This is a genomic window from Actinosynnema sp. NPDC023587, from assembly GCF_040640215.1.
Lineage (GTDB): Bacteria > Actinomycetota > Actinomycetes > Mycobacteriales > Pseudonocardiaceae > Actinosynnema.
In genome coordinates, this window is the sequence record NZ_JBFABG010000024.1 from 44005 (window position 1) to 63928 (window position 19924).

Annotated in this window: 21 protein-coding genes; 6 read left to right on the forward strand and 15 right to left on the reverse strand. The window is 74.6% G+C overall.

Annotated features, from left to right (window positions below; genetic code table 11):
* Positions 1-101: 101 nt before the first annotated feature.
* The 3 genes from AB0G01_RS33820 to AB0G01_RS33830 form a co-directional block, all read right to left on the reverse strand.
* Positions 102-590: a Rieske (2Fe-2S) protein gene (locus AB0G01_RS33820; RefSeq protein ID WP_360954478.1), complete on the reverse strand. Its 489-nt coding sequence runs from the start codon at positions 588-590 to the stop codon at positions 102-104.
* A 110-nt stretch (positions 591-700) separates the two neighbouring features.
* Positions 701-1093 (reverse strand): Rieske (2Fe-2S) protein, encoded by a 393-nt coding sequence (locus tag AB0G01_RS33825; RefSeq protein ID WP_360954481.1) that lies wholly within the window; start codon positions 1091-1093, stop codon positions 701-703.
* Between the two features lie 14 nt (positions 1094-1107).
* Positions 1108-1599, reverse strand: a complete 492-nt coding sequence (locus AB0G01_RS33830) for a hypothetical protein (RefSeq protein WP_360954484.1) — start codon at positions 1597-1599, stop codon at positions 1108-1110.
* A gap of 342 nt (positions 1600-1941) precedes the next feature.
* On the opposite strand from AB0G01_RS33830, the gene AB0G01_RS33835 reads away from it, so the two are divergent.
* From AB0G01_RS33835 to AB0G01_RS33845, 3 genes are all read left to right on the forward strand, one after another.
* The gene (locus AB0G01_RS33835) at positions 1942-3450 is read left to right on the forward strand and encodes a helix-turn-helix transcriptional regulator (protein ID WP_360954487.1); all 1509 of its coding nucleotides are present in this window, start codon (positions 1942-1944) and stop codon (positions 3448-3450) included.
* Positions 3450-3935, forward strand: a complete 486-nt coding sequence (locus AB0G01_RS33840) for a hypothetical protein (RefSeq protein ID WP_360954490.1) — start codon at positions 3450-3452, stop codon at positions 3933-3935. The genes AB0G01_RS33835 and AB0G01_RS33840 overlap by 1 nt, the downstream gene beginning before the upstream one ends.
* 100 nt (positions 3936-4035) lie before the next feature.
* The gene (locus AB0G01_RS33845) at positions 4036-5022 is read left to right on the forward strand and encodes a YafY family protein (RefSeq protein ID WP_360954493.1); all 987 of its coding nucleotides are present in this window, start codon (positions 4036-4038) and stop codon (positions 5020-5022) included.
* On the opposite strand, the gene AB0G01_RS33850 is transcribed toward AB0G01_RS33845, so the two are convergent.
* From AB0G01_RS33850 to rpe, 7 genes are all read right to left on the reverse strand, one after another.
* Positions 4979-6313 carry a M28 family peptidase gene (locus AB0G01_RS33850; protein ID WP_360954496.1) on the reverse strand — a complete coding sequence of 445 codons (1335 nt, stop codon included), beginning with the start codon at positions 6311-6313 and terminating at the stop codon, positions 4979-4981. The two genes, AB0G01_RS33845 and AB0G01_RS33850, sit on opposite strands and share 44 nt — an antisense overlap.
* Positions 6314-6489: 176 nt before the next feature.
* A complete protein-coding gene (locus AB0G01_RS33855) occupies positions 6490-6918 on the reverse strand; it encodes a PH domain-containing protein (RefSeq protein WP_360954499.1) in 429 nt (142 codons plus the stop codon).
* A gap of 5 nt (positions 6919-6923) precedes the next feature.
* Positions 6924-7403 carry a 6,7-dimethyl-8-ribityllumazine synthase gene (ribH, locus tag AB0G01_RS33860; protein WP_360954502.1) on the reverse strand — a complete coding sequence of 160 codons (480 nt, stop codon included), beginning with the start codon at positions 7401-7403 and terminating at the stop codon, positions 6924-6926.
* Entirely contained in the window at positions 7400-8668 is a 1269-nt protein-coding gene (locus tag AB0G01_RS33865; RefSeq protein ID WP_360954505.1) for a bifunctional 3,4-dihydroxy-2-butanone-4-phosphate synthase/GTP cyclohydrolase II, read from the reverse strand. Before AB0G01_RS33865 ends, ribH begins: the two co-directional genes overlap by 4 nt.
* A complete protein-coding gene (locus tag AB0G01_RS33870) occupies positions 8668-9285 on the reverse strand; it encodes a riboflavin synthase (RefSeq protein WP_360954508.1) in 618 nt (205 codons plus the stop codon). The genes AB0G01_RS33865 and AB0G01_RS33870 overlap by 1 nt, the downstream gene beginning before the upstream one ends.
* 10 nt (positions 9286-9295) lie before the next feature.
* Positions 9296-10273: a bifunctional diaminohydroxyphosphoribosylaminopyrimidine deaminase/5-amino-6-(5-phosphoribosylamino)uracil reductase RibD gene (gene ribD, locus AB0G01_RS33875; RefSeq protein ID WP_360954541.1), complete on the reverse strand. Its 978-nt coding sequence runs from the start codon at positions 10271-10273 to the stop codon at positions 9296-9298.
* A 23-nt stretch (positions 10274-10296) separates the two neighbouring features.
* Positions 10297-10950, reverse strand: a complete 654-nt coding sequence (rpe, locus tag AB0G01_RS33880; protein ID WP_360954544.1) for a ribulose-phosphate 3-epimerase — start codon at positions 10948-10950, stop codon at positions 10297-10299.
* A 198-nt stretch (positions 10951-11148) separates the two neighbouring features.
* On the opposite strand from rpe, the gene AB0G01_RS33885 reads away from it, so the two are divergent.
* Positions 11149-11784, forward strand: a complete 636-nt coding sequence (locus tag AB0G01_RS33885; RefSeq protein WP_360954511.1) for an SDR family NAD(P)-dependent oxidoreductase — start codon at positions 11149-11151, stop codon at positions 11782-11784.
* A 15-nt stretch (positions 11785-11799) separates the two neighbouring features.
* Here AB0G01_RS33885 and AB0G01_RS33890 read toward each other — a convergent pair whose 3' ends face one another.
* The 5 genes from AB0G01_RS33890 to AB0G01_RS33910 form a co-directional block, all read right to left on the reverse strand.
* A complete protein-coding gene (locus AB0G01_RS33890) occupies positions 11800-14235 on the reverse strand; it encodes a LuxR C-terminal-related transcriptional regulator (RefSeq protein WP_360954514.1) in 2436 nt (811 codons plus the stop codon).
* 484 nt (positions 14236-14719) lie between these two features.
* Positions 14720-16147: an RsmB/NOP family class I SAM-dependent RNA methyltransferase gene (locus AB0G01_RS33895; protein WP_360954517.1), complete on the reverse strand. Its 1428-nt coding sequence runs from the start codon at positions 16145-16147 to the stop codon at positions 14720-14722.
* A complete protein-coding gene (gene fmt / locus AB0G01_RS33900) occupies positions 16144-17070 on the reverse strand; it encodes a methionyl-tRNA formyltransferase (RefSeq protein WP_360954520.1) in 927 nt (308 codons plus the stop codon). The genes AB0G01_RS33895 and fmt overlap by 4 nt, the downstream gene beginning before the upstream one ends.
* Positions 17071-17072: 2 nt before the next feature.
* Positions 17073-17618: a peptide deformylase gene (def, locus tag AB0G01_RS33905; RefSeq protein ID WP_360954523.1), complete on the reverse strand. Its 546-nt coding sequence runs from the start codon at positions 17616-17618 to the stop codon at positions 17073-17075.
* A gap of 61 nt (positions 17619-17679) precedes the next feature.
* A complete protein-coding gene (locus AB0G01_RS33910; RefSeq protein ID WP_360954526.1) occupies positions 17680-17826 on the reverse strand; it encodes a hypothetical protein in 147 nt (48 codons plus the stop codon).
* Positions 17827-17966: 140 nt separating this feature from the next.
* Here AB0G01_RS33910 and AB0G01_RS33915 point away from each other — a divergent pair, with 140 nt between their 5' ends.
* Both AB0G01_RS33915 and AB0G01_RS33920 read left to right on the forward strand, forming a co-directional pair.
* Positions 17967-18551, forward strand: a complete 585-nt coding sequence (locus tag AB0G01_RS33915) for an RNA polymerase sigma factor (protein WP_360954529.1) — start codon at positions 17967-17969, stop codon at positions 18549-18551.
* Entirely contained in the window at positions 18548-19828 is a 1281-nt protein-coding gene (locus AB0G01_RS33920; RefSeq protein ID WP_360954532.1) for a hypothetical protein, read from the forward strand. The genes AB0G01_RS33915 and AB0G01_RS33920 overlap by 4 nt, the downstream gene beginning before the upstream one ends.
* Positions 19829-19924 lie beyond the last annotated feature (96 nt).

Here is a 19924-nt window from a genome sequence, read left to right on the forward strand (position 1 = left end):
GCGCCCACCGACAATCGATCGGCCGGCCGACCCCTGCGCGACCGGTCGGGGATCGAGAAGCGCCGGTCACGGGTCCGCGCCGGGTCGCGGGCGCGTGCCGGTCAGGGCAGCACGACCACCTGGTCGCCCTCCACCCGCACGTCCACCGTCTTGAGGCCGGTGGTCGCCGGGCCGCCGGTGCGGGCTCCGTCGGACGCGGTGAACGTGCTGCCGTGGCTCGGGCAGGTGATGACGCCGTCGGCGGGTGCGCGGACCGTGGTCCCGGCGTGCGGGCAGGTGGCGTCGAACGCCTTCACCGTATTACCCGATCGTGTGATGACCAGGGGCTTGTCGGGGGTCTGCACGACCACGCCGCCGCCGTCCGGCACCTCGGACAGGGCGACGACGCCCGCCGCCGCACCGCCGGTCGGGGTGGGGCCGCCGGACGGGGAACCGGAGCCCGCAGGGGTGCCGGCTGAGGTGTCGGCCGGAGTACCGGCGGGGGTGCCGGCGTCGCCGCACGCCGCAAGACCGCCGGGCACGGCCAGCGCCACCAGGACGCCGCACAGCACCGAGCGTCGGGACAACGCCGGGTTCTCGGTGGCGCTCATAACGGGCCTCCGCGTGTGGTGGGGGGTCGTTCGGGTCATACCCCCACTACGAGACCACGCGCCGATCGGTTCGACACCTCGACCGGCGTCGAGCTGTCGACATCGACAGCTCAGGCCAGCACCACGTCCTCGCCCGTCACCCGGACGGGGACTTCCACCAGCCCGCGCGGCGACGGACCGGACAGCACCGCGCCGCTCACCGGGTCGAACCCGCTGCGGTGCGTGGGGCAGGTGATCACGCCCGCCGCCGGCGGGTTCACCACCGTGCCCTGGTGCGGGCAGGCCGGGTTGAACGCGCGCACGCCCGCCTCGGTCCGGACCACCAGGAGCTGGCCGTCGCCGGGCAGGTCGACCAGCTTGCCGGAGCCCACGGGCACGTCGGCCTGCCCGGCGATCCGGTCCCCCGTCCTGGCGGAACCCACGCCGGGCCGCCGAGCGGCACCACCGGTACCGCACCCGGTCAGGGCGAGCAGGCCGCAGAGCAGCAGCGTCCGTCGTTCCACCCGCCCATCTTCGCCTAGCGGTCCTGCACCGTCGCCGTCCGGGCCAGCGCCAGCACCGCCGTGAACGGCGGGAACCAGTGCCGGGAGTGCGACGGCGGGTTGGCCCAGCGCAGCGAGCCGTACCGGGTCATCGTGGGCGGCAGCGCGATCCGCTGCGGGGAGCGGACGAACTGGACCTCGGGCGGTGCCTTCAGGTGCGTGGGCAGCAGGGCGACGAGTTCGGCGAGGAAGATCCAGTGCTCGCGCGGGCCCGGGATGACGGTGACGGGTCCGGCCAGCATCCTGGCCTTCAGGTCGGCCAGGACCCGCGAGCCGATGCGCGCGGGCATGGCCAGGGCCGTGGTCGCCGGCCCCAGCGGCAGGAAGATGCCCTGCTCGGTGACGGACACCTTCCAACCCAGCAGCCGGTAGCCCGCGATGGCCTCGCCGAGCGCCTGCTGGTGCGCGCGGTCGCGGGGCCCGGTTCGCGGGCCGGGTGCGGCGGGTGTGGTGGCGGTGATGCTCATCGGCGGAGGTCCCTCCCCGGTCGGGTGGAGTGGGCGGGTGCTCGGCACGGGGGTCGTCCCGACCCGGGCACAACGGCAGCGTGGGCGCTTCCGGCGGGGTTCACCACTCGGAGGTCGGGTGGCCGTTATCCACCCGCCGAGTCAAGGGCATCCGCCACCCGGCGTCACCAGACCCCTCACCCGGCGTCACCAGACCCCCGACCCGACGCCCCACCCCGTCTTATGCAGGAGATGCATGGACTCGCGAGCACATCGCTATATGCTGTCGGGCACGCTCAGTGACGGGAGCGAGCGATGGAACCGAAAGCTCGAAGAGCAGCCAGTACCAGGCGCGCTTGCCCGTTGTGCGGAGCGCTGATCGCCGCCGACAACACCGACCGGCTCTGCCACCGGTGTCGGCGCAACACGCGCACCGAGTTGTTCGGCCCGCCCGAGGTCCCGGCCGACTTCTGGGACGACGAGGCGCTGGCCGCCGCCTTCACCGACCGCGACATGGGAGCGGTGCTCGCCGCTTACCGCCACCACCCGCACCACGTCAGCCGCGTCACCCAGGATCGCATGGCGTCCTGGTTGGGCATCAGCCAGGCGCAGCTCTCGCGGTACGAGACCGGCGAGAACCCGATCGACCGGATCGACCGCCTGCGCCACTTCGCGCGGGCGCTCGGCGTCCCCGGCGACCGGGTCTGGTTCGACCGAGTCGGAATCCCAAGCCAGGCGGGCCCCGAACGCGGTGTCCCGCCCGATGTGCTCGCCCCGGCGTGGGACGCGGCGAGCATCGCAAGATCGGTCGAGGAGACGGCGAGGAGCGACTTGGCGATCAGCAGACGAGCGGCGCTCACCGGAGCGGCCGCGGTGGCAATGGGCCCCGCCCTGGTCGAACCGCTACAGCGGTGGCTCCACCCCCTTCAGCCCCTGTCCAAGTGGTCGTCCAGCGCGGCGATCAGCGAGGAGGAGCTGGTGGCGTTGCAGAACGTCGCCGACGGGCTGCGCGGGTGGGGCGGACGAGGCGGGTACGGGCTGGCGCGCAAGGCGGTGCTCGGGCAGTTGGAGGAACTGGCCGAGCGGTTGTCACGAGCGCCCGAGGGTCCCACCACGGAGCGGGCCTTCTTCATCGGCGCGGAGTTGTCCAAGGTCGCGGCGAGCATGTCCTGGGACGCCGGGATGCACGACGCGGCGCAGCGCTACTACGTGCTCGGGGTGCGCATGGCGAAAGCGGGCCGCAACGACCCGTTCGCCGCGCTGTGCCTCGCGGCGATGGCGCGGCAGATGTTCGACCTGGGACGCCCGGAGGACGGGCTGGAGCTGGTGCAGTTGGGCCAGTACGGGACGCGGCGCAACGCCACCCCGACTTTAGAGGCGCTGTTGCGTACGCGCGAAGCGTGGGCGTACGCGCAGATGGGTCGGGTGCGGGAGTTCCACCGCGCGGTCGGACAGGCGCAGGACAGCTTCGCGCAGCGCAAGGACGGCGCGGAGCCGTGGTGGCTGGACAGCTTCGACGAGGCGGAGCTGGAAGGCGTGATCGGGGCCCGGATGCGCGACCTGTCCGGGCACGACCCGAAGCAGGCACCGCTGGCGGAGAAGCACATCCGCCGGGCGCTGCGGCTGCGCGACCCCTCCCGGGTGCGCAACCGGGCGTTCGACGTGATCGGGCTGGCCCGCACGCGGATGGTCTCCGGTGAGCCGGAGGAGGCCTGCGGGCTGATCCGCGACGTCCTGCCCACCGCGGCGGGGCTGGCCTCGGGGCGGGTGCTGCGCAAGTTGCAGGACTTCGCCCAGGAGGCCGAGCGCCACCGGGAACTGCCGGTGGTGCGCGACACCCGCGAGGCGATTCGCGGGGTGCGGACGGCCTGATGCGCGTGGGGATCACGGGGCACAGCAACCTGGTGCCCGACTGCGTCGACGCCGTCCGGGAAGCCATCCTGGAGGCGTTGGAGGCCGAGGTGGCGGGCAGGTCGTCCCTGGTCGGGGTGACCTGCCTGGCACCGGGCGCGGACCAGCTCTTCGCCCGCGCGGTGCTCGACCTGGGCGGCCGGGTCGAAGCGGTGCTGCCCGCCATGGACTACCGGGACAAGCTCAAGCCCGAGCGGCGGGCCGAGTACGACGTGCTGCTGGCGAAGGCCCACGTGGTCAGCGTGCTGCCCAACGAGCTGTCCGGGCGGTACGCGTACGTGATGGCGAACGAGCGGATGCTGGCGTCGGTGGAGCTGTTGATCGCGGTGTGGGACGGCAAGCCGCCGGACGGTCGCGGCGGCACGGCGGACGTCGTGGAAACGGCGCGTGCGTCCGGCGTCCCGGTGGTGGTCGTGTGGCCGGAGGAGGCGAGGCGGAAGTCTTGACGCCTGGTTGCTCCTGGCCCGGTCGCCGCCGGCCGGGAGCCCCTGGGCCGGGAGCCATTCGGGACAGTAGTTGTCCGCGATGGGTGGAAGACTGGGCGTCATGCTGGAGACGTCCGCACGCCTGCTGAAGCTGCTCTCCCTGCTCCAGGTCCGCCGCGACTGGACGGGCGCGGACCTGGCCTCGCGGTTGAACGTGGACGTGCGCACCGTGCGCCGGGACGTCGACAAGCTGCGCAGCCTCGGCTACCCGGTGAACGCCGCGCCGGGCGTCTCGGGCGGCTACCAGTTGGGCGCGGGCGCGGAACTGCCGCCGCTGCTGCTGGACGACGACGAGGCCGTGGCGGTCGCGGTGGGGTTGCGCACGGCCGCCAACGGCACCGTGTCCGGCATCGAGGAGACGTCCGTGCGGGCGTTGGCGAAGCTGGAACAGGTGCTGCCCACCCGGCTGCGCCGACGGGTCAACGCCTTGCAGGAGCACACGATCGCGCTCACGCCCACCGTGGCGCGGGTGGACCCCCGGACGTTGATCGCGATCGCCGGCGCGTGCCGCGACCACCAGCGACTGCGGTTCCCCTACGCGGGCCGGGAAGGCGACACCAAGCGGCACGTCGAACCGCTGGGGCTGGCCCACACCGGGCGGCGCTGGTACCTGGTGGCGTGGGACGTCGACAAGGCGGACTGGCGCACGTTCCGGGTGGACCGGATGCCCGAGGAACCCACCCTCGCCGCCCGCTTCACGCCCCGTGAACCCCCGGCCGAGGACCTGGCGTCCTACGTGGCGCGTCAGCTCTCCGTCGCGCCTTACACGTACCAGGCGCAGTTGGTGATGCACGCGCCGTTGGCGGTCGTGTCGGCGCGGGCGTCGTCGGTGTACGTGCACCTGGAGCGCATCGACGACGAACGGACGCTGCTCACCGTCGGCTCGCCGTCGCTGGAGGAGCTCGGCCTGTGGATCGGGATGCTCGGCATCGACTTCGACGTCCGCGAACCGCCCGAGCTCGCCGAGCACCTGCGGGTGCTCGGCGAGCGCTTCCTCGGCGCGGCTAACCCCGCGCGCGGGCCAGGCGGTACGCCGCCGCCCCGATGAGCTCCATCGACACCTGGAGGCGTTCGCCGCTCACGTTGGCCGCGATGGTGTCCTCGGGCGTGTGGTAGAGCGGTTCCAGCTCGTGCGGGCCGCCCTCGCCGCGCCAGCTGAAGTTCGCCGACGCGATCTTCCGCTCGTGGAACGGCACGTGGTCGCTGCTCCCCCGGGCCACCGGGCCGTGCACGCGCGGGTCGTAGCCCAGCCGCTCGGCCGCCGCCCCGACCTCGCGGGTGGTGTTGTTGTCGCCGCCGTCGACGGACAGCAGCCAGTACGCGGTGGCCGGGCCGTGGCTGGTGGCGACCATGTCGTTCTGGAAGACGCCCGAGATGCGGGCGGCGTCGGCGTCGGTGAGCTGCGAGACGTAGTGGCGCGAGCCGAGCAGGCCCTGTTCCTCCGAACCCCACAGCGCGAACCGGAGCGCCTGGTGCGTGGGCAGGTACCGCAGGACGCGCGCGAGCTCCAGCGTGAGCACGGTGCCGCTGCCGTCGTCGTTCGCGCCGGGCGAGCCGGGCACGCTGTCGTAGTGCGCGGTCACCATCACCACGCCCTTGCCGCCGAACGTCGCGGGCCGGTCGGCGATCACGTTGTACGAGGTCAGCGAGGCGTGGTGGGTGGTGGACACGGTCAGCGCCGCGGGCTTGGCGGCACGCAGCCGTTCGACGTGCACCTGGGCGATCCCCAGCACCGGAACGGCGACGTTCGAGGTCAGCGTGGGCGAGAACGCACCGGACTTTCCGGCGGGCGGGGTCGCGACCCGGCCGATCAGCACGGCCACCGCGCCGCGCGCGACCGCGTCGTACACGGCGGTCGAGGTGCTGGGGACGTTGACCAGCAGCACGACCCGACCGGTGAGGTCGGCGGGCAGCGCCGCGCCGGTGTCGGCGTCCACCAGGGGCCCGGACGCGGTGACGCCGAGCGCCCCGAACCGCGACGACCCGGCGTTCCAGCGGGTTTTGTCGGGCAGGGTCAGCGTGGACAGGTACTTGTCCGGCACGGTGAAGGGCTGGAGCTCCACCCGGTACCGCAGGTCGCGCAGCACGCCCGCGAGGTAGTCCCGGGCCCGGTGCTCGGACTCGGTGCCGCCGATCCGCTGACCGATCCGCTCGCTGAGCACCCGCAGGTGCTCCATCCCCCGCCGGGCGCGCACGCGACCGACGACGGGGTAGTCGCCCGGGGCCAGCTCCGGTCCCCGCGACGCGCCGGGGCGCTGCGCGGTGGCCGCCGGGGTGAACCCCAGCGTGACCGCGCCCGCCGCCGCTGCGGCACCCGCCAGAACAGTACGTCTGCGCATTCCAGGCCCCCGGAGGTTCGCGTCGATCTTTCGAACCTAGGCAGACCGGACAGGCCGGGGAAGGGTGCCGATGGCGGACACCGGTCGCCATCGGCACCACGACGATCAGCGGTTGCGGACGCGTGCCGGACGGGTCCCGGTCGAGCGCCCGCCCCGCCGCCGACCCGAGCGCGCGGTCAGCCGGTCGCGGCGCGGTGCAGGTCGCGCAGGGCGCGGACCGCCGCCACCGCGCGGTCGCGGTCCACCGCCTGGATGGCCATGATCGACACGTACTCGTCGTCCGGGAGTTCCAGCCGGGCCCACGACGCGCCGTCCGGGAACGACACGTGCAGCACCTCGGACCACGTGAACCGGCGGGCCGTCACGACATTGCGCACCTCGACGCCGATCTCGTCGGCGCGCACCCTCGGCCGCGCCAGCAGCAGCACGCCGCACGCCAGCAGCACGCCGAGCACCACCATCGCGATCTGGTCCGACGTCCGGAAGATCACCCCGGTCGGGGTGTCCGTCAGCAGCCAGCCGACCACGGAGAACACCGCGACCAGGAACACCGCGCTGATCACCGCCACGGTGCGGATCCGCCTGGGCCGGAACTCGACAGCCACCGCGATCACGACCCGGCCCGCAGCGACCGGAGCACCAGCGCCGTGTCCAGCGCCGCCGCCACCGCCTCGAAGCCCTTGTCCTCCACCGAGTCGGAGAACCCGGCGCGGGCCAGCGCCTGCTCCTCGGTGTCGCAGGTCAGCACGCCGTTGCCGACCGGCGTCGACTCGTCCAGCGCGATCCGGGTCAGCCCGGCCGTCACCGAGTCGCACACGTACTCGAAGTGCGGTGTCCCGCCGCGGATCACGACGCCCAGCGCGACCACGGCGTCGTGCGTCCGGGCCAGCTCCTGGACGACCACGGGCAGCTCGACCGCGCCGGCCACCCGCACCACCGTGGGCGACGGCACGCCGGCCGCCACGGCGGCCCGCACCGCGCGCTCCACCAGTCGCGCGGTGATCTTCTCGTGCCACCGGGTGGCCACCACGCCCAACCGGATGCCGGTCGCGTCCGGCACCGACGACTCGGGCCGACCTCCGCCGCTCATTCCACACCCTCCGTGCTGACGATCGCGCCACCCTGCCCCAGGGCCTCGTACTGCTCCAACTGGTGCAGCTCGTGCCCCATCCGGTCGCGCTTGGTGCGCAGGTACCGCAGGTTCTCCGGGTTCGGCGAGATGGGCAGCGGCACGCGGTCGATCACGCGCAGCCCGTAGCCCTCCAGACCGATCCGCTTGGCCGGGTTGTTGGTGAGCAGCCGCATGGACTTGATGCCCAGCTCGCACAGGATCTGCGCGCCGGTCCCGTAGTCCCGCGCGTCCGCCGGCACGCCGAGCGCCAGGTTCGCGTCCACCGTGTCCGCGCCGTCGTCCTGCAACTGGTAGGCCTGCAACTTGTGCATCAGGCCGATGCCGCGGCCCTCGTGCCCGCGCATGTAGAGCACGACACCGCGCCCCTGCGCCGCCACGGCCTCCAGCGCCGCGTCGAGCTGCGGCCCGCAGTCGCAGCGCAGCGAGCCGAACACGTCGCCGGTCAGGCACTCGGAGTGCACCCGGACCAGCACGTCCTCACCGTCGCCGAGGTCGCCGCAGACCAGCGCGACGTGCTCGACGCCGTCGAGCTTCGAGTCGTAGCCGACCGCGGTGAACGTGCCGTGCGCGGTCGGGATGCGCGCCTCGGCCACCCGTTCCACCTGGGTCTCCACCCGCCGGCGGTAGGCGATCAGGTCGGCGATGGTGATCAGCACCAGGTCGTGGTCGGCGGCGAACACCTCCAGCTCGTCGCGCCGCGCCATGTCGCCCTCGTCCTTCTGCGACACGATCTCGCACAGCACGCCGGCCGGCGCGAGCCCGGCGAGCCGGGCCAGGTCGACCGCCGCCTCGGTGTGGCCGGGCCGGCGCAGCACCCCGCCGTCGCGGGCGCGCAGCGGCACCACGTGACCGGGCCGGCTGAAGTCCTTGGCGTCCGAGGACGGGTCGGCCAGCAGCCGCATGGTGTGCGCGCGGTCGGCGGCGGAGATGCCGGTCGACACGCCCTCGCGGGCGTCCACGGTCACCGTGTACGCGGTGCCGCGCTGGTCCTGGTTGGTGTGGTACATCGGCGGCAGGTCGAGCCGCTCGCAGTCGGCCTCGACGAGCGCCACGCACACGTACCCGGACGTGTAGCGCACCATGAACGCCAGCAGTTCCGGCGTGGCCTTCTCGGCGGCGAAGATCAGGTCGCCCTCGTTCTCGCGGTCTTCGTCGTCCACGACGACGACCGCGCGGCCCTCCGCGACGGCCGCGATGGCCCGTTCGATGTCGGCGAAGTCCATCAGGGGGTCTCCTCGGGCTTGCCCGCGAGGTGGGGGGCCGTCAGCCGTTCGACGTACTTGGCCAGCACGTCCACCTCCAGGTTGACCGGGTCGCCGGGACTCCGCCGACCCAGCGTGGTCAGTTCCAGGGTGGTCGGGATCAGGCTCACCGAGAACCAGTCCCCGGCCACCGACACCACGGTCAGCGAGACGCCGTCCACGGTGATCGAGCCCTTCTCCACCACGTACCGGGCCAGGTCCGGGGGCAGGCCGACGTGCACGACCTCCCAGTGCTCGGCCTTCTCCCGCGCCAGCACCGAACCGGTGCCGTCGACGTGGCCCTGCACGATGTGGCCGCCCAGCCGCTGCCCGACCGCCACCGCGCGCTCCAGGTTCACCCGGTCGCCCGCCGTGATCTTGGCGAGGCTGCTGCGCAGCAGCGTCTCCCGCATCACGTCCGCGGTGAACGCGCCGCCCACGACGTCCACCACGGTGAGGCACACGCCGTTCACCGCGATCGAATCCCCGTGCTTCGCGTCACCGGTCACCAGCGGACCCGCGATGGTGACCCGCGCCGCGTCCGGCAGGTCGGTCACCGCGACGACCTCACCCAACTCCTCGACGATTCCGGTGAACACCGTTCCTCCTCTACCGCCCCGAGGCCGGCACGGCGGAGATCCGCACGTCCGGCCCGCACATGGTGACCTGCTCGACGACCAACCCCACAGCGTCGGTGATGGTCGACACCCCCGCGTCCCGCAGAGCGGTCGGTCCGTCCCCCAGCAGCTTCGGCGCGACGTAGGCCAGGACCCGGTCGACCCGGCCGGCGCGCGCGAACGCACCCGCCAGCGTAGGCCCGCCCTCGACGAGCACGTCGACCGCTCCCCGCGCGGCGAGTTCCGCCAGGACGACGTCCGGGTCGTGCGTCCGGATGTGCAGCGTCTCCGCTTCGCCGTCCAGGACGTGCGCGCCGGGCGGCAGGTCGCCGTTACCCACGACCACCCGCAGCGGCTGCCGGGTCACGCCCGCGCCCCGCGCGGTCAGCCGGGGGTCGTCGACGCGGACGGTGCCCGTGCCGACCACGATCGCGTCGATCGCGGTGCGCAGCGCGTGCACCTCGGCCCGCGACTCGGGCGAGCTGATCCACCGGCTGGAACCGTCCGCCGCGGCGACCCGGCCGTCGAGGGTGGCGGCGTACTTCCACGTCACGTGCGGCCGGCCGGTGCGGGCGAAGTGCAGCCACGCGCGCAGCGCCTCCACGTGCGTCGGCAGGTGCACGACCTCGACGCCGGCGGCCCGCAGCACCTCGGCTCCCCCGGCGGCCTCCGGGTGGGGGTCGGCGTTGGCGAACACCACCCGGGCGACGCCGGCGGCGATCAGCGCGCCCGTGCACGGCGGGGTGCGGCCGTGGTGCGCGCACGGCTCCAGGGTGACCACGGCGGTGCCGCCGCGAGCCCGGTCGCCGGCCTCGGCGAGCGCGACGACCTCGGCGTGCGGCCCGCCGGGCGGCCGGGTGTGGCCGGTGCCCGCGAGTGCGCCCGCCGGGTCCAGCACGACCGCGCCGACCGGCGGGTTCGGGCTGGTGGTGCCGTGCGCCCGCGCGCCCGCCGCGACGGCCAGGGCCATCGCGGCGGGCCACCCGCCGTCGTTCACGGGCGGTGCCGGGCGGCCTGCGCGCGCAGGGCTTCCAACGCCTGGGCCGGGTCGGCGGCGGCGTAGACCGCGGAGCCGGCGACGAAGCAGTCCACGCCGGCCTCGGCGGCCTGCTCGATGGTGTCGGCGTTGATCCCGCCGTCGATCTCCACGAGCAGCGTCAGGTGGCCGGTGTCGACCAGCCGGCGGGCGGTGCGGACCTTGTCCAGCACGTCGGCGATGAACTCCTGGCCGCCGAAACCGGGTTCGACGGACATCACCAGCAGCGTGTCGTAGTGCTTGAGGACGTCGGTGTAGGGCTCGATCGGCGTGCCGGGCTTGAGCGACAGGCCGGCCTTCGAGCCGGCCGCGCGCAGGTCCTTGGCCAGCCGCACCGGGTCGGCGGCGGCCTCGACGTGCACGGTCACGTTGTGCGCGCCCGCCTCGGCGTACCCGGTGGCCCAGCGGTCCGGGTCGTCGATCATGAGGTGGCAGTCCAGCGGGATGTCGGTCGCGCGCAGCAGCGACTTCACCACCGGCAGGCCGAGGGTCAGGTTGGGCACGAAGTGCGCGTCCATGACGTCCACGTGCAGCCAGTCCGCGCCGGCGACGGCGGCGGCCTCGTCGGCGAGTCGGGCGAAGTCGGCGGACAGGATGCTCGGGGCGATCATCGGCTGGTGGACCACGGGTGGTCAGTCTAGGGTTCCGCGATTGCGCCGACTCGGCGGGGAGTCGTATTTCACGTGCGCTACCCGTTCGCGCGGTTTTCCGGTTCCCCCGGCCTTTTCCGACTACTCACGCGGGTAGTTCACGCGCGGGCCGCCGGGCGATTACGTTCGGGACGGGGCAGAACCGGGGAGCGCTGGGGCATGAAAGCCGAATTCGGTCACAGGATCGCGCTGGTGACCGGCGCGTGCGCGGCACCGGGCACGGCGGTCGTGGAGGCGCTCGCCCGACGCGGCACGCCGGTCGCCGCCGTGGACGGCGACGGGGCGCGGCTCGCGGAGCTCGTCGAGCGGTGGCAGGGCACGGGCCTGCGGATCGTCGGCCGGCAGATCGACGTGACCTCGGGCGCGGCGGTCGACGCGCTGGTGGACCAGGTCGAGCGCGAGTTCGGGCCGATCGACGCCCTGGTCACCACGGCCGCCGAGCTGCGGCCGGGCCCGGCGCTGACCATCTCCGACGCGGACTGGGCGCAGAGCTTCGCGGTGAACGCCGACGGGGTCTTCCACGCCTCGCGCGCGGTCGCCGCCCGGATGGTGCTCCGCCGGCGCGGCACGATCGTCGTGGTCGCCGCGCACCCGGTCGCCGGGCTCCGGTCGGGCACCGCCGCCTACGCGGCCTCCCTCGCCGCCGCCGTCACCTACACCGAGCACCTGGCGGTCGAGGTCGCGGCCTGCGGCGTGCACTGCGCGGTGGTCGCGCCCGAGGACCCGCGCCGGGTGGTCGACGAGGTGTGCTTCCTGCTCGCCGACGTGGTCCCCGGCAGCGCCGTGCCCGCCTGAGCGGCGAGCCGGCGCTCAGACCTCGGCGTGCTCCTGCTCCAGCGCGAGGCGGGCGAGCTCGATGCGCGAGCTGATCCCGAGCTTCTTGAAGATCCCCCGCAGGTGGTAGTTCACCGTGTGCGGGGACAGGAACAACTGGCGCGCCACCTGCCGGTTGGTCAGGCCCGCGCCGACCAGCCGGGCGATGTCGCGCTCCGGCTCGGACAGCCGCGCCCAGTCGTCGGTCGTCGCGGACGGGGGCGGGCAGGCCCGGCCGCGCACCCGCGCCACCTCGGCGTCCGCGCCCATCCGCTCGAAGATCCGCAGCGCGGACGTGAGGTGCGCGTCCGCGCGGTCGGTCTGCCCGCTCTCCGCGAGCACCGCCGCCAGGTCCTCGTTCGCGTTCGCCCGTGCCCACGGGTGGTGGTGCCGGTCGGCGGCGGCCAGCAGCGCCTCCTCGTCCTGGTCGAGCAGGGCGCGGGCGTGGCCCGCACCGACGGACACCGCGGCGAAGCCCGGGTTGGCGGCGGCCAGCTCCTCGGCCGCGCCGACCACCGCGCCGGCCAGCCGGGTGTCGCCCACCGCCAGCGCCAGGCGCACCAGCCACGCCGCCGCACCGGGCTCCTCGATCAGCATCCGGCGGGCACCGCCCGGGTCCTCCAGCCGCGCGCCGGCGAGCTCGGCCGCGCGGACCGGGCCGCCCGAGGCGTGCGCCAGCAGCAGTTCCACCCAGTCGTACTGGCCGGAGTGCAGCACCGCTTCACCGGCCGCCAGGTCGCCCCGGTAGCGGCGGACGTGCTCGGCGGCGGCGGGCACGTCGCCGCGGTGCAGCGCGACGGTCGCCAGCACGGTCGACGCCAGCGGCACCAGCAGCCGCAGCCCGCGGTCCCGGGCCAGCGACATCCCGGCGTGCGCGGCCACCTGCGCGGGCACGAGCTCGCCCGCCTGGGTCAGCACCCTGGCGCGGGCGATCATCCGGGCGGCGGGCGCGCCGGCGGTCACCGCGTCGTCGGTGTCCGGGCCGTCACCGCGCACCAGCTTCTCGGCGGGCTCGAACTCGCCCAGCGCGGACAGCTTGAGCGCGAACGCCACGGCGGCGTGCGACTGCCACCACGCGGTGGGCGCGTCGAGCTCCCAGCGGGTCGACTCGCGGCCCCAGTACACGCCCTCGGCGAGGTTGCCCGCCGTCCACTCCAGGCACGAGTGCACGGTCGCGGCCATCACCACGTCCGCGTCGCTGGACTCCCGGTCGCGCGCGGTGAGCACGGACAGCGCGTGCGCGCCCGCCCGGCTGCCGGTGGCGAAGTACAGCGACAGCAGGCGTCCGGCGGCGGCCAGCCGGCGGCACGGCCCGGGTGCGGCGGGCGCGGCGAGGGCGCGTTCCATCTCGGCGACCGCGTCGGCCGGGCGGCCGTCGGCGAGCAGGATGCCCGCCAGGACGGTGTGCAGCTCGGTGGCGGGACCGGCGGGCAGGCCGCGGGCGAGGCCGGACCGGGCCAGCGCGATCGCCGAGCCCAGCCGGCCGCCGGCGGCCAGCGCGCGGACGCCGTGCACCGCGCCCGGACCGCGCTCCTCGGCGGGCGGCGCGCCCGGTGCGGGCGGGGTGGCGCGGACCGCCGCGCGCACGGCGGTGGCGTCGTGGCGCAGCGCGTGCAGCACCGGGTCCGGGATCGACTCCACCACCGACCTCCAGACCAGTTCGGAGTCGAACTCCAGGCGTTCGCCCGCCGACCGGACCAGGCCGGAGGCGATCACCTCGTCCACGGACAGCAGGAGCGCGCCGGTCGTCTCGCCCATCATGGCGGCGGCGTCGTGCGGCCGGAACGACCGGCCGAGCACCGCGGCGACCCGCAGTAGCTGGGTGGTCCTGGCGGACAGCACCTCCACCCGGCCGCGCACCAGGCCGTCCACCCGCCTCGGCAGCGCGCCGCCGCGCACCCGGGCGGTGCCGTCCCGGGTGTCCAGCCGGCCCTCCTCGCGCAGCCCGGTGATCAGCTCGGCGACCATCCGGGGGTCCCCGCCGGCGGCGGCCACCAGCGCGGCCAGGTCCGGGCGCGGGGGCGCGCCGAGCAGGTCGGCGGCCAGCCGGGCCACCACGTCGTCGGCGACCGGGCCGAGCACCAGCACCTCGCCGGCGGCGGCCAGCGCGCGGCGCAGCTCGCCGCCCGCGTGCGCGCCGGTCAGCGCGACCAGCGCGGTGACCCGCCGCTCCCGCAGCCGGGGCAGCAGGGCGAGCACGGCGGGCGGGTCGTGGTGCGCGTGGTCGATCGCGACCAGGGTGCGGGTGCCCGGCTCGCCCAGAGCGTCCGCCGCACCCCGGAGGCCGTCGGCGGGCAGCAGGACCACCGCGTAGCCGTGGTCCCGGGCGGCGGCCACCGCCTCGTGCAGCAGCGACGACTTGCCGGCGCACGGCGGCCCGTCGATGGCCAGCAGGCCACCCGGTGCGGACAGGAAGCGGAGAACCGAAGCCAATTCACGATCCCGGCCGTGCGATTTCGACACATTCAAGCCTGCTACGCGTCTCGCATGGCTGTCAATTCACGCCCTATTGCCGAATGCGGCGAACGGCGCAACCTCGGCGGGTTCTCTCAGCACCTCTTCAGGTCCACTGCCGACCACCCGCGCGCCGGCCTCCCGCAACACCGCCAGATGGCCGAGGTGGGCGGGGTGCCGGGATTGTTCCGCACCGACCTGGGCGAGCACGACCAGCGGCGCGCCGGCCGAGCGCCTCGGCCGGCGTGGCCGGCGCGAACACGAACGCGTCGGGCACCGGGTGCGGTTTCGGCTCCCCGGCAGCCGGGACGTCGAGCGCACCGGCAGGTCCGTCAGCGCCGACCGCCCCCGCGCCGGCGGGGCCGCCAGTCCGGGCCGCGACCACCGCTCGACCCCGCCGCCCGCCGAGGCGACCAGCCCCGGAACGGGACCGGCCGACCCCGTTCCGGACCACCCCGCCGGGTTACACCGGGCGGCGCAGCAACGCGCAGAACATCGCGTCGGTGCCGTGCAGGTGCGGCCAGAGCTGCACGTGCGGACCGTCGCCCAGGTCGGGCACGCCGGGGAACGCCTCCCGGGTGTCCAGGCGTTCCGCGCCGGTCCGCCGGACCACTTCCGCGACCACGCCGACGGTCTCCGACAGGTGCGGCGAGCACACCACGTACGCCACCACCCCGCCGGGCCGGACCAGGCTGAGCGCCGAGGTCAGCAGCTCGCGCTGCAACCGGGCCAGCGGCGCGACGTCGGACGGGTTGCGCCGCCACCGCGCCTCGGGCCGCCGGCGCAGCGCGCCCAGGCCGGTGCACGGCGCGTCGACCAGCACCCGGTCGAACGACCCCGGCGGCAGCCCCGGGTCGCGCCCGTCCGCCACGTGCACGGTGATCGGCAGGTCACCCGCCGACTTGCGGACCAGCTCCGCGCGGTGCGGTGCCTTCTCCACCGCCTCCAGGACCGCCCCGGACAGCCGGCCCAGCGCGGCCAGCAGCACGGCCTTGCCGCCCGGCCCGGCGCACAGGTCCAGCCAGCGCTCGTCGGGACCCTCCAGCACCGGCCGGGTCAGCGCCAGCGCGCAGAGCTGGCTGCCCTCGTCCTGCACGGCGGCCAGCTTCTCGCGCACCGGGTCCAGGTCTCCCGGGTCGCCCGCGCCGGGCTCCAGCAGCACGCCGTAGGGCGAGTACGGCGCGACCTCGCCGCCGGTCATCGCGGCCAGCTCGTCCGCGCCGCACTCCCCCGGCCGCGCGGCCAGGTGCACGGCGGGACGGGTGTCGTCGGCGGCCAGGGCGTCGCGCAACGGCTCGCCCCGGCTGCCCAGCGCCTCCGCGAACGCTTGCGCGATCCACCGGGGGTGGGCGTTGGCCATGGCCAGGTAGCCGATCTGGTCGGTCTCCTCGTCGGGCGCGACCTCGTCCACCCAGCCGGCCTCGTCCTGGGCGGTCACCCGGCGCAGCACCGCGTTGGCGAAGCCCGCCGCGCCCGAGCCGAGCTCGGCGCGCACCAGGTCCACCGTGGACGCGACCGCCGCGTGGGCCGGAATCCGGGTGCGCAGCAACTGGTAGGCCCCCAGCCGCAGCGCGTCGAGCACCGCGCCGTCCACCGCCGACAGCGGCCGGTCGGAGCAGGCGGTGAGGATCGCGTCGAGCAGGCCCTGGGCCCGTGCGGTGCCGTAGGCGAGCTCGGTGGCCAGGGCCGCGTCGCGGCCGGTGATGCGGCGGTCCCGGAGCAGGCCGGGCAGCACCAGGTTGGCGTAGGCGTCGCGCTTCCGGACCGCGCGCAGCGTGTCCAGCGCGGCCAGCCGGGCCGGGTCGTCCACCGGCGGGCGCTCCGGACCGGTGCGCCGGCGCGGCGGGTGGGGGCGTTGCGGCCGGGACGGCCGGGAAGAACGCTGGGTCATGAGATGCGCTCCCCCGCCTCGATGCGGACGCCGCGCGCCCAGTCCGTCGCCGTCATCCGCTTCTTCCCCTGTGCCTGGACCTCGCCGAGCGCCACGGGCGTGGTGGCCGTGCCGACCAGCACCCGCCTGCGCTCCACCCGGATCTCGCCGGGGGCGAAGCCGTCCTCCTCGACCGGGGTCACCGGGCCGAGCTTGAGCCGTTCACCGCGGAACTCGGCCCACGCGCCGGGGTCCGGGGTCACCGCGCGCGCGACGCGGTCCAGCGCCGCCGCCGGGGTGCCGAAGTCCAGCCGGCCGTCGTCCACGGTCACCTTGGGCGCGTAGCTGATGTTCTCCTCCGGCTGCTCGACCGGGCGCAGCGTGCCGTCCGCGATGCCGTCGACGGTGGACAGCAGCAGCTTCGCACCGGACTCGGCGAGCCGGCCCAGCAGGTCGCCGGAGGTGTCCCGGTCCCGCACCCGCTCGGTCACCACGCCGAACACGGGGCCCGCGTCGAGCGCCTTCACGATCCGGAACGTGGTCGCGCCGGTGATGTCGTCACCGTGCCGCACGGCCGCCTGCACGGGAGCCGCACCGCGCCACGCGGGCAGCACCGAGAAGTGCAGGTTCACCCAGCCGTGGGTCGGGATGGACAGGGCGGACTCCGGCAGCAGCGCGCCGTAGGCCACCACCGGGCACAGGTCGGGCTTCAACGCCCGCAACCGGGCCTGGAACCGGGGGTCGGACGCCTTGACCGGGGTCAGCACCTCGATGCCGCGCTCGTCGGCCAGCGCCGCCACCGGCGACCGCTCGACCTTCCGGCCGCGACCGGCCGGTGCGTCGGGGCGGGTCACCACGGCGACCACCTCGTGCCGGGGGGAGTCCAGGAACGCGCGCAGCGACGGCAGCGCCGGTTCGGGCGTGCCCGCGAAGACCAGCCTCATGCTCACGCACCCCCGAACAGCGGGTGCGGCGACTGCTTGAGCGTCGGGACCCCGCCGTCGAACCAGGCCTGCTGACGGATCTCGCGCATCGCCCGCTTGCGGGTCTGGTCGTCCAGCCGGTCCAGGAACAGCACGCCGTCCAGGTGGTCGGTCTCGTGCTGGATGCACCGGGCCAGCAGGTCGGTGCCCTCCACCTCGACCGGTTCGCCGTGCATGTTCCAGCCGCGCGCCACCACGTCGCGGTGCCGGAGGCAGTCCCACTTCAGCCCGGGGATGGACAGGCAGCCCTCCTGGCCGTCCTGGGTCTCGTCGCCGACGACCTCGAACGTCGGGTTGACCAGGTGACCGGCGAAGCCGTCGCAGTGGTAGGTGAACACCCGCAGACCCACTCCGAGCTGCGGGGCCGCGAGGCCCGCACCGCCGGCGTCGCTCATGGTGTCCCACAGGTCCTTGACCAGCTTGCGGAGCTCCGCGTCGAACTCGGTGACCTCGACGGCGGAGGTCCGCAGCACCGGGTCGCCGAACAGCCGAATGGGTTGGACGGTCACGCACTCTCCTAGAACGGGGGCAGACGACCAGTCTAGGAGAGCGGCCAAAACGCGGTCGCGCTCAGTGCTCGACGTGGCGGCCGAGGAACGCCACACCGACCAGCGCGGCCAGGAAGTGGCCCGCGAACCGGGCGGTGGTGTGCAGCGCCACCGCGAACGCCGGGGCCTTCGTGCCGGTCCTCGTGCCGGTCATCGTGATGGCGGTCATCTCGTGCTCCTCCTCGCGTCGGTGAGACCACGATCCCGCGAGCCGGCGTGCGCGCGCGTCGGCTCGCGGTAGCGAGCGCCCGTACGCCCCCGGGATGAGATCGGGTGCAACGTCGGGAGGAGCCGCGGCTACCTACTGTCATGATCGCTGAGACAACGAGTCGGCAGGGGGCTCCGCCGTTGCCCGACACCGACGCCGCGCTGTGGAGGCGCGGGGACCAGGCCGCGTTCGCCACCCTGTTCGACCGCCACGCCGAAGCGGTGTGGAACCACTGCTACCGGCTGACCGCCTCGTGGACCACCGCCGAGGACCTGACCTCGGCGACGTTCCTCACCGCGTGGCGCAGACGGGCCGAGATCACCCTGGTGCGCGATTCCGCGCTGCCCTGGCTGTACACCGTCGCGGGCAACCTGACCCGCACCGAGTTCCGCCGGCTCGGCCGGTTACGGCGGGCGCTGCGCCGCGTGCCCGCCCCGGACGTGGTGCCCGACCACGCCGATCGCGTCATCTCGACGGTGGACGACGACCGCGAGCTGCGCCGGGTGCTGGCGGCGGTGCGGACGATGCCCACCGCCGAGCGCGAAGCCGTCGAGCTGTGCCTGCTCGGCGAGTTGTCCACCGCGGAAGCCGCCGAGGTGCTGGGGGTGGCCGAGGTGTCGGTCCGCTCGCGCATCTCGCGCGCCCGTGCCCGGCTGCGTGCCGGTCGAGTCGAGGAGACCCGATGAACACCCCCGAACTGCCCGCGCGCCGGACCCTGCCGCCGGACGTGCGCGAGCGCATGCGCCGCAAGGTCGTCGGCGGACTCCCGGAAACCGCCGACGAAGCCGACGTGGACGTCGGCGGAACCGCCGTGGACGGTGTGCGGATCGTGGTCGACCCGGTGGAGCACCGGCGGCACCGGCGCGGACCGCTGGCCGCCGCTGCCGCCGCCGTCCTGCTGGTCGGGGCGGGCGCGGTGGCCGTGCAGACGTTTCCGGGATCGCCGGTACTGGTCGCCACCGCGACGCCCACCCTCACGCCCGCCGACGGGTTCGCCGCCCCGCTCGAAGCGGCGGTGGTGCCGACCCTGCCGCAGGACCTCGACGCGTGCGGGCTCGGCGGGCTCCAGGCCACCACCGTGCGGGCACCGGGCCGGCGGCTGCTGATCACGCCGGACGAGGAGTACTGCGAGGTGACCTACACGACCGTGGCCAGGGCCGACACCGCCCCCTACGCCGGCCTCTTCCTGGGCACCCAGAAGGTGCTGTGGAAGTCCCCGTCCGGGGTCGTGCTGGTCAAGCCCGTGCCGGGGAGCGTGCCGTCCGGGACCGTGGCGCGGCCGGGTTCCCCGATCACCACGATCCTGGTGGACGACGACCACTACCTGATGATCCCCCGGGGCCCCGAGATGACCGCCGAGACGACCTGGGAAGAACCGAGGTACGAGGTGCCCGAGCTCCACCGGATCACCCTCCCCGTCGCGGCGCGGGTCCGGGACCGGTTCCCGAACGACTCCCAGAACCCCGCCGACCCGCGCAACACGCTGGCCCGGTGCCTGGACGTGGCGATGCGGGACCGGGTGGACGGGATGACCACGGGCGGGGAGTGGACCCACGGCGGGATCGCCGGCACGGACACCTCCACCGGGCTCCTGGCGATGCGCGGGCCGGACGGGGCCAGCGCGTACTGCTCGGTCGACAAGTACCAGGCGAAAGGCGTGCACCGGGCCCCGCACAGCACCGGGGACATCTCGTCGCACTCGTTCCGGGTGGTCGTGCGGTGGGTGGGCGACACCCGTGGGCCGGACGGGCCGGTGGGGCGGATCGCCGGGACCGTGCGCGACGACGTGGCGCGCGTCGAGTTCTGGCACGCGCAACAGAGCCCCCGGGTGGCCGACGTCCGCGAGGGGACGTTCGCGGTGCGGCTGCCCGGCGTGACGCCCGTCGACGGCCAGCTCGCCGACATCTCCGCCCGCGTGCTCGGCCACGACGGTCACGTGCTCTTCGAAGGTCGGGTCGGCTAGCTGTAGTGACTAATTAGGTTGTTGACGGCGTGTCGGGTTGAAGACGGGAGGACCTCCGGGCGGAGTGGATGTGTCTGACGCATCCCATCGGCACAC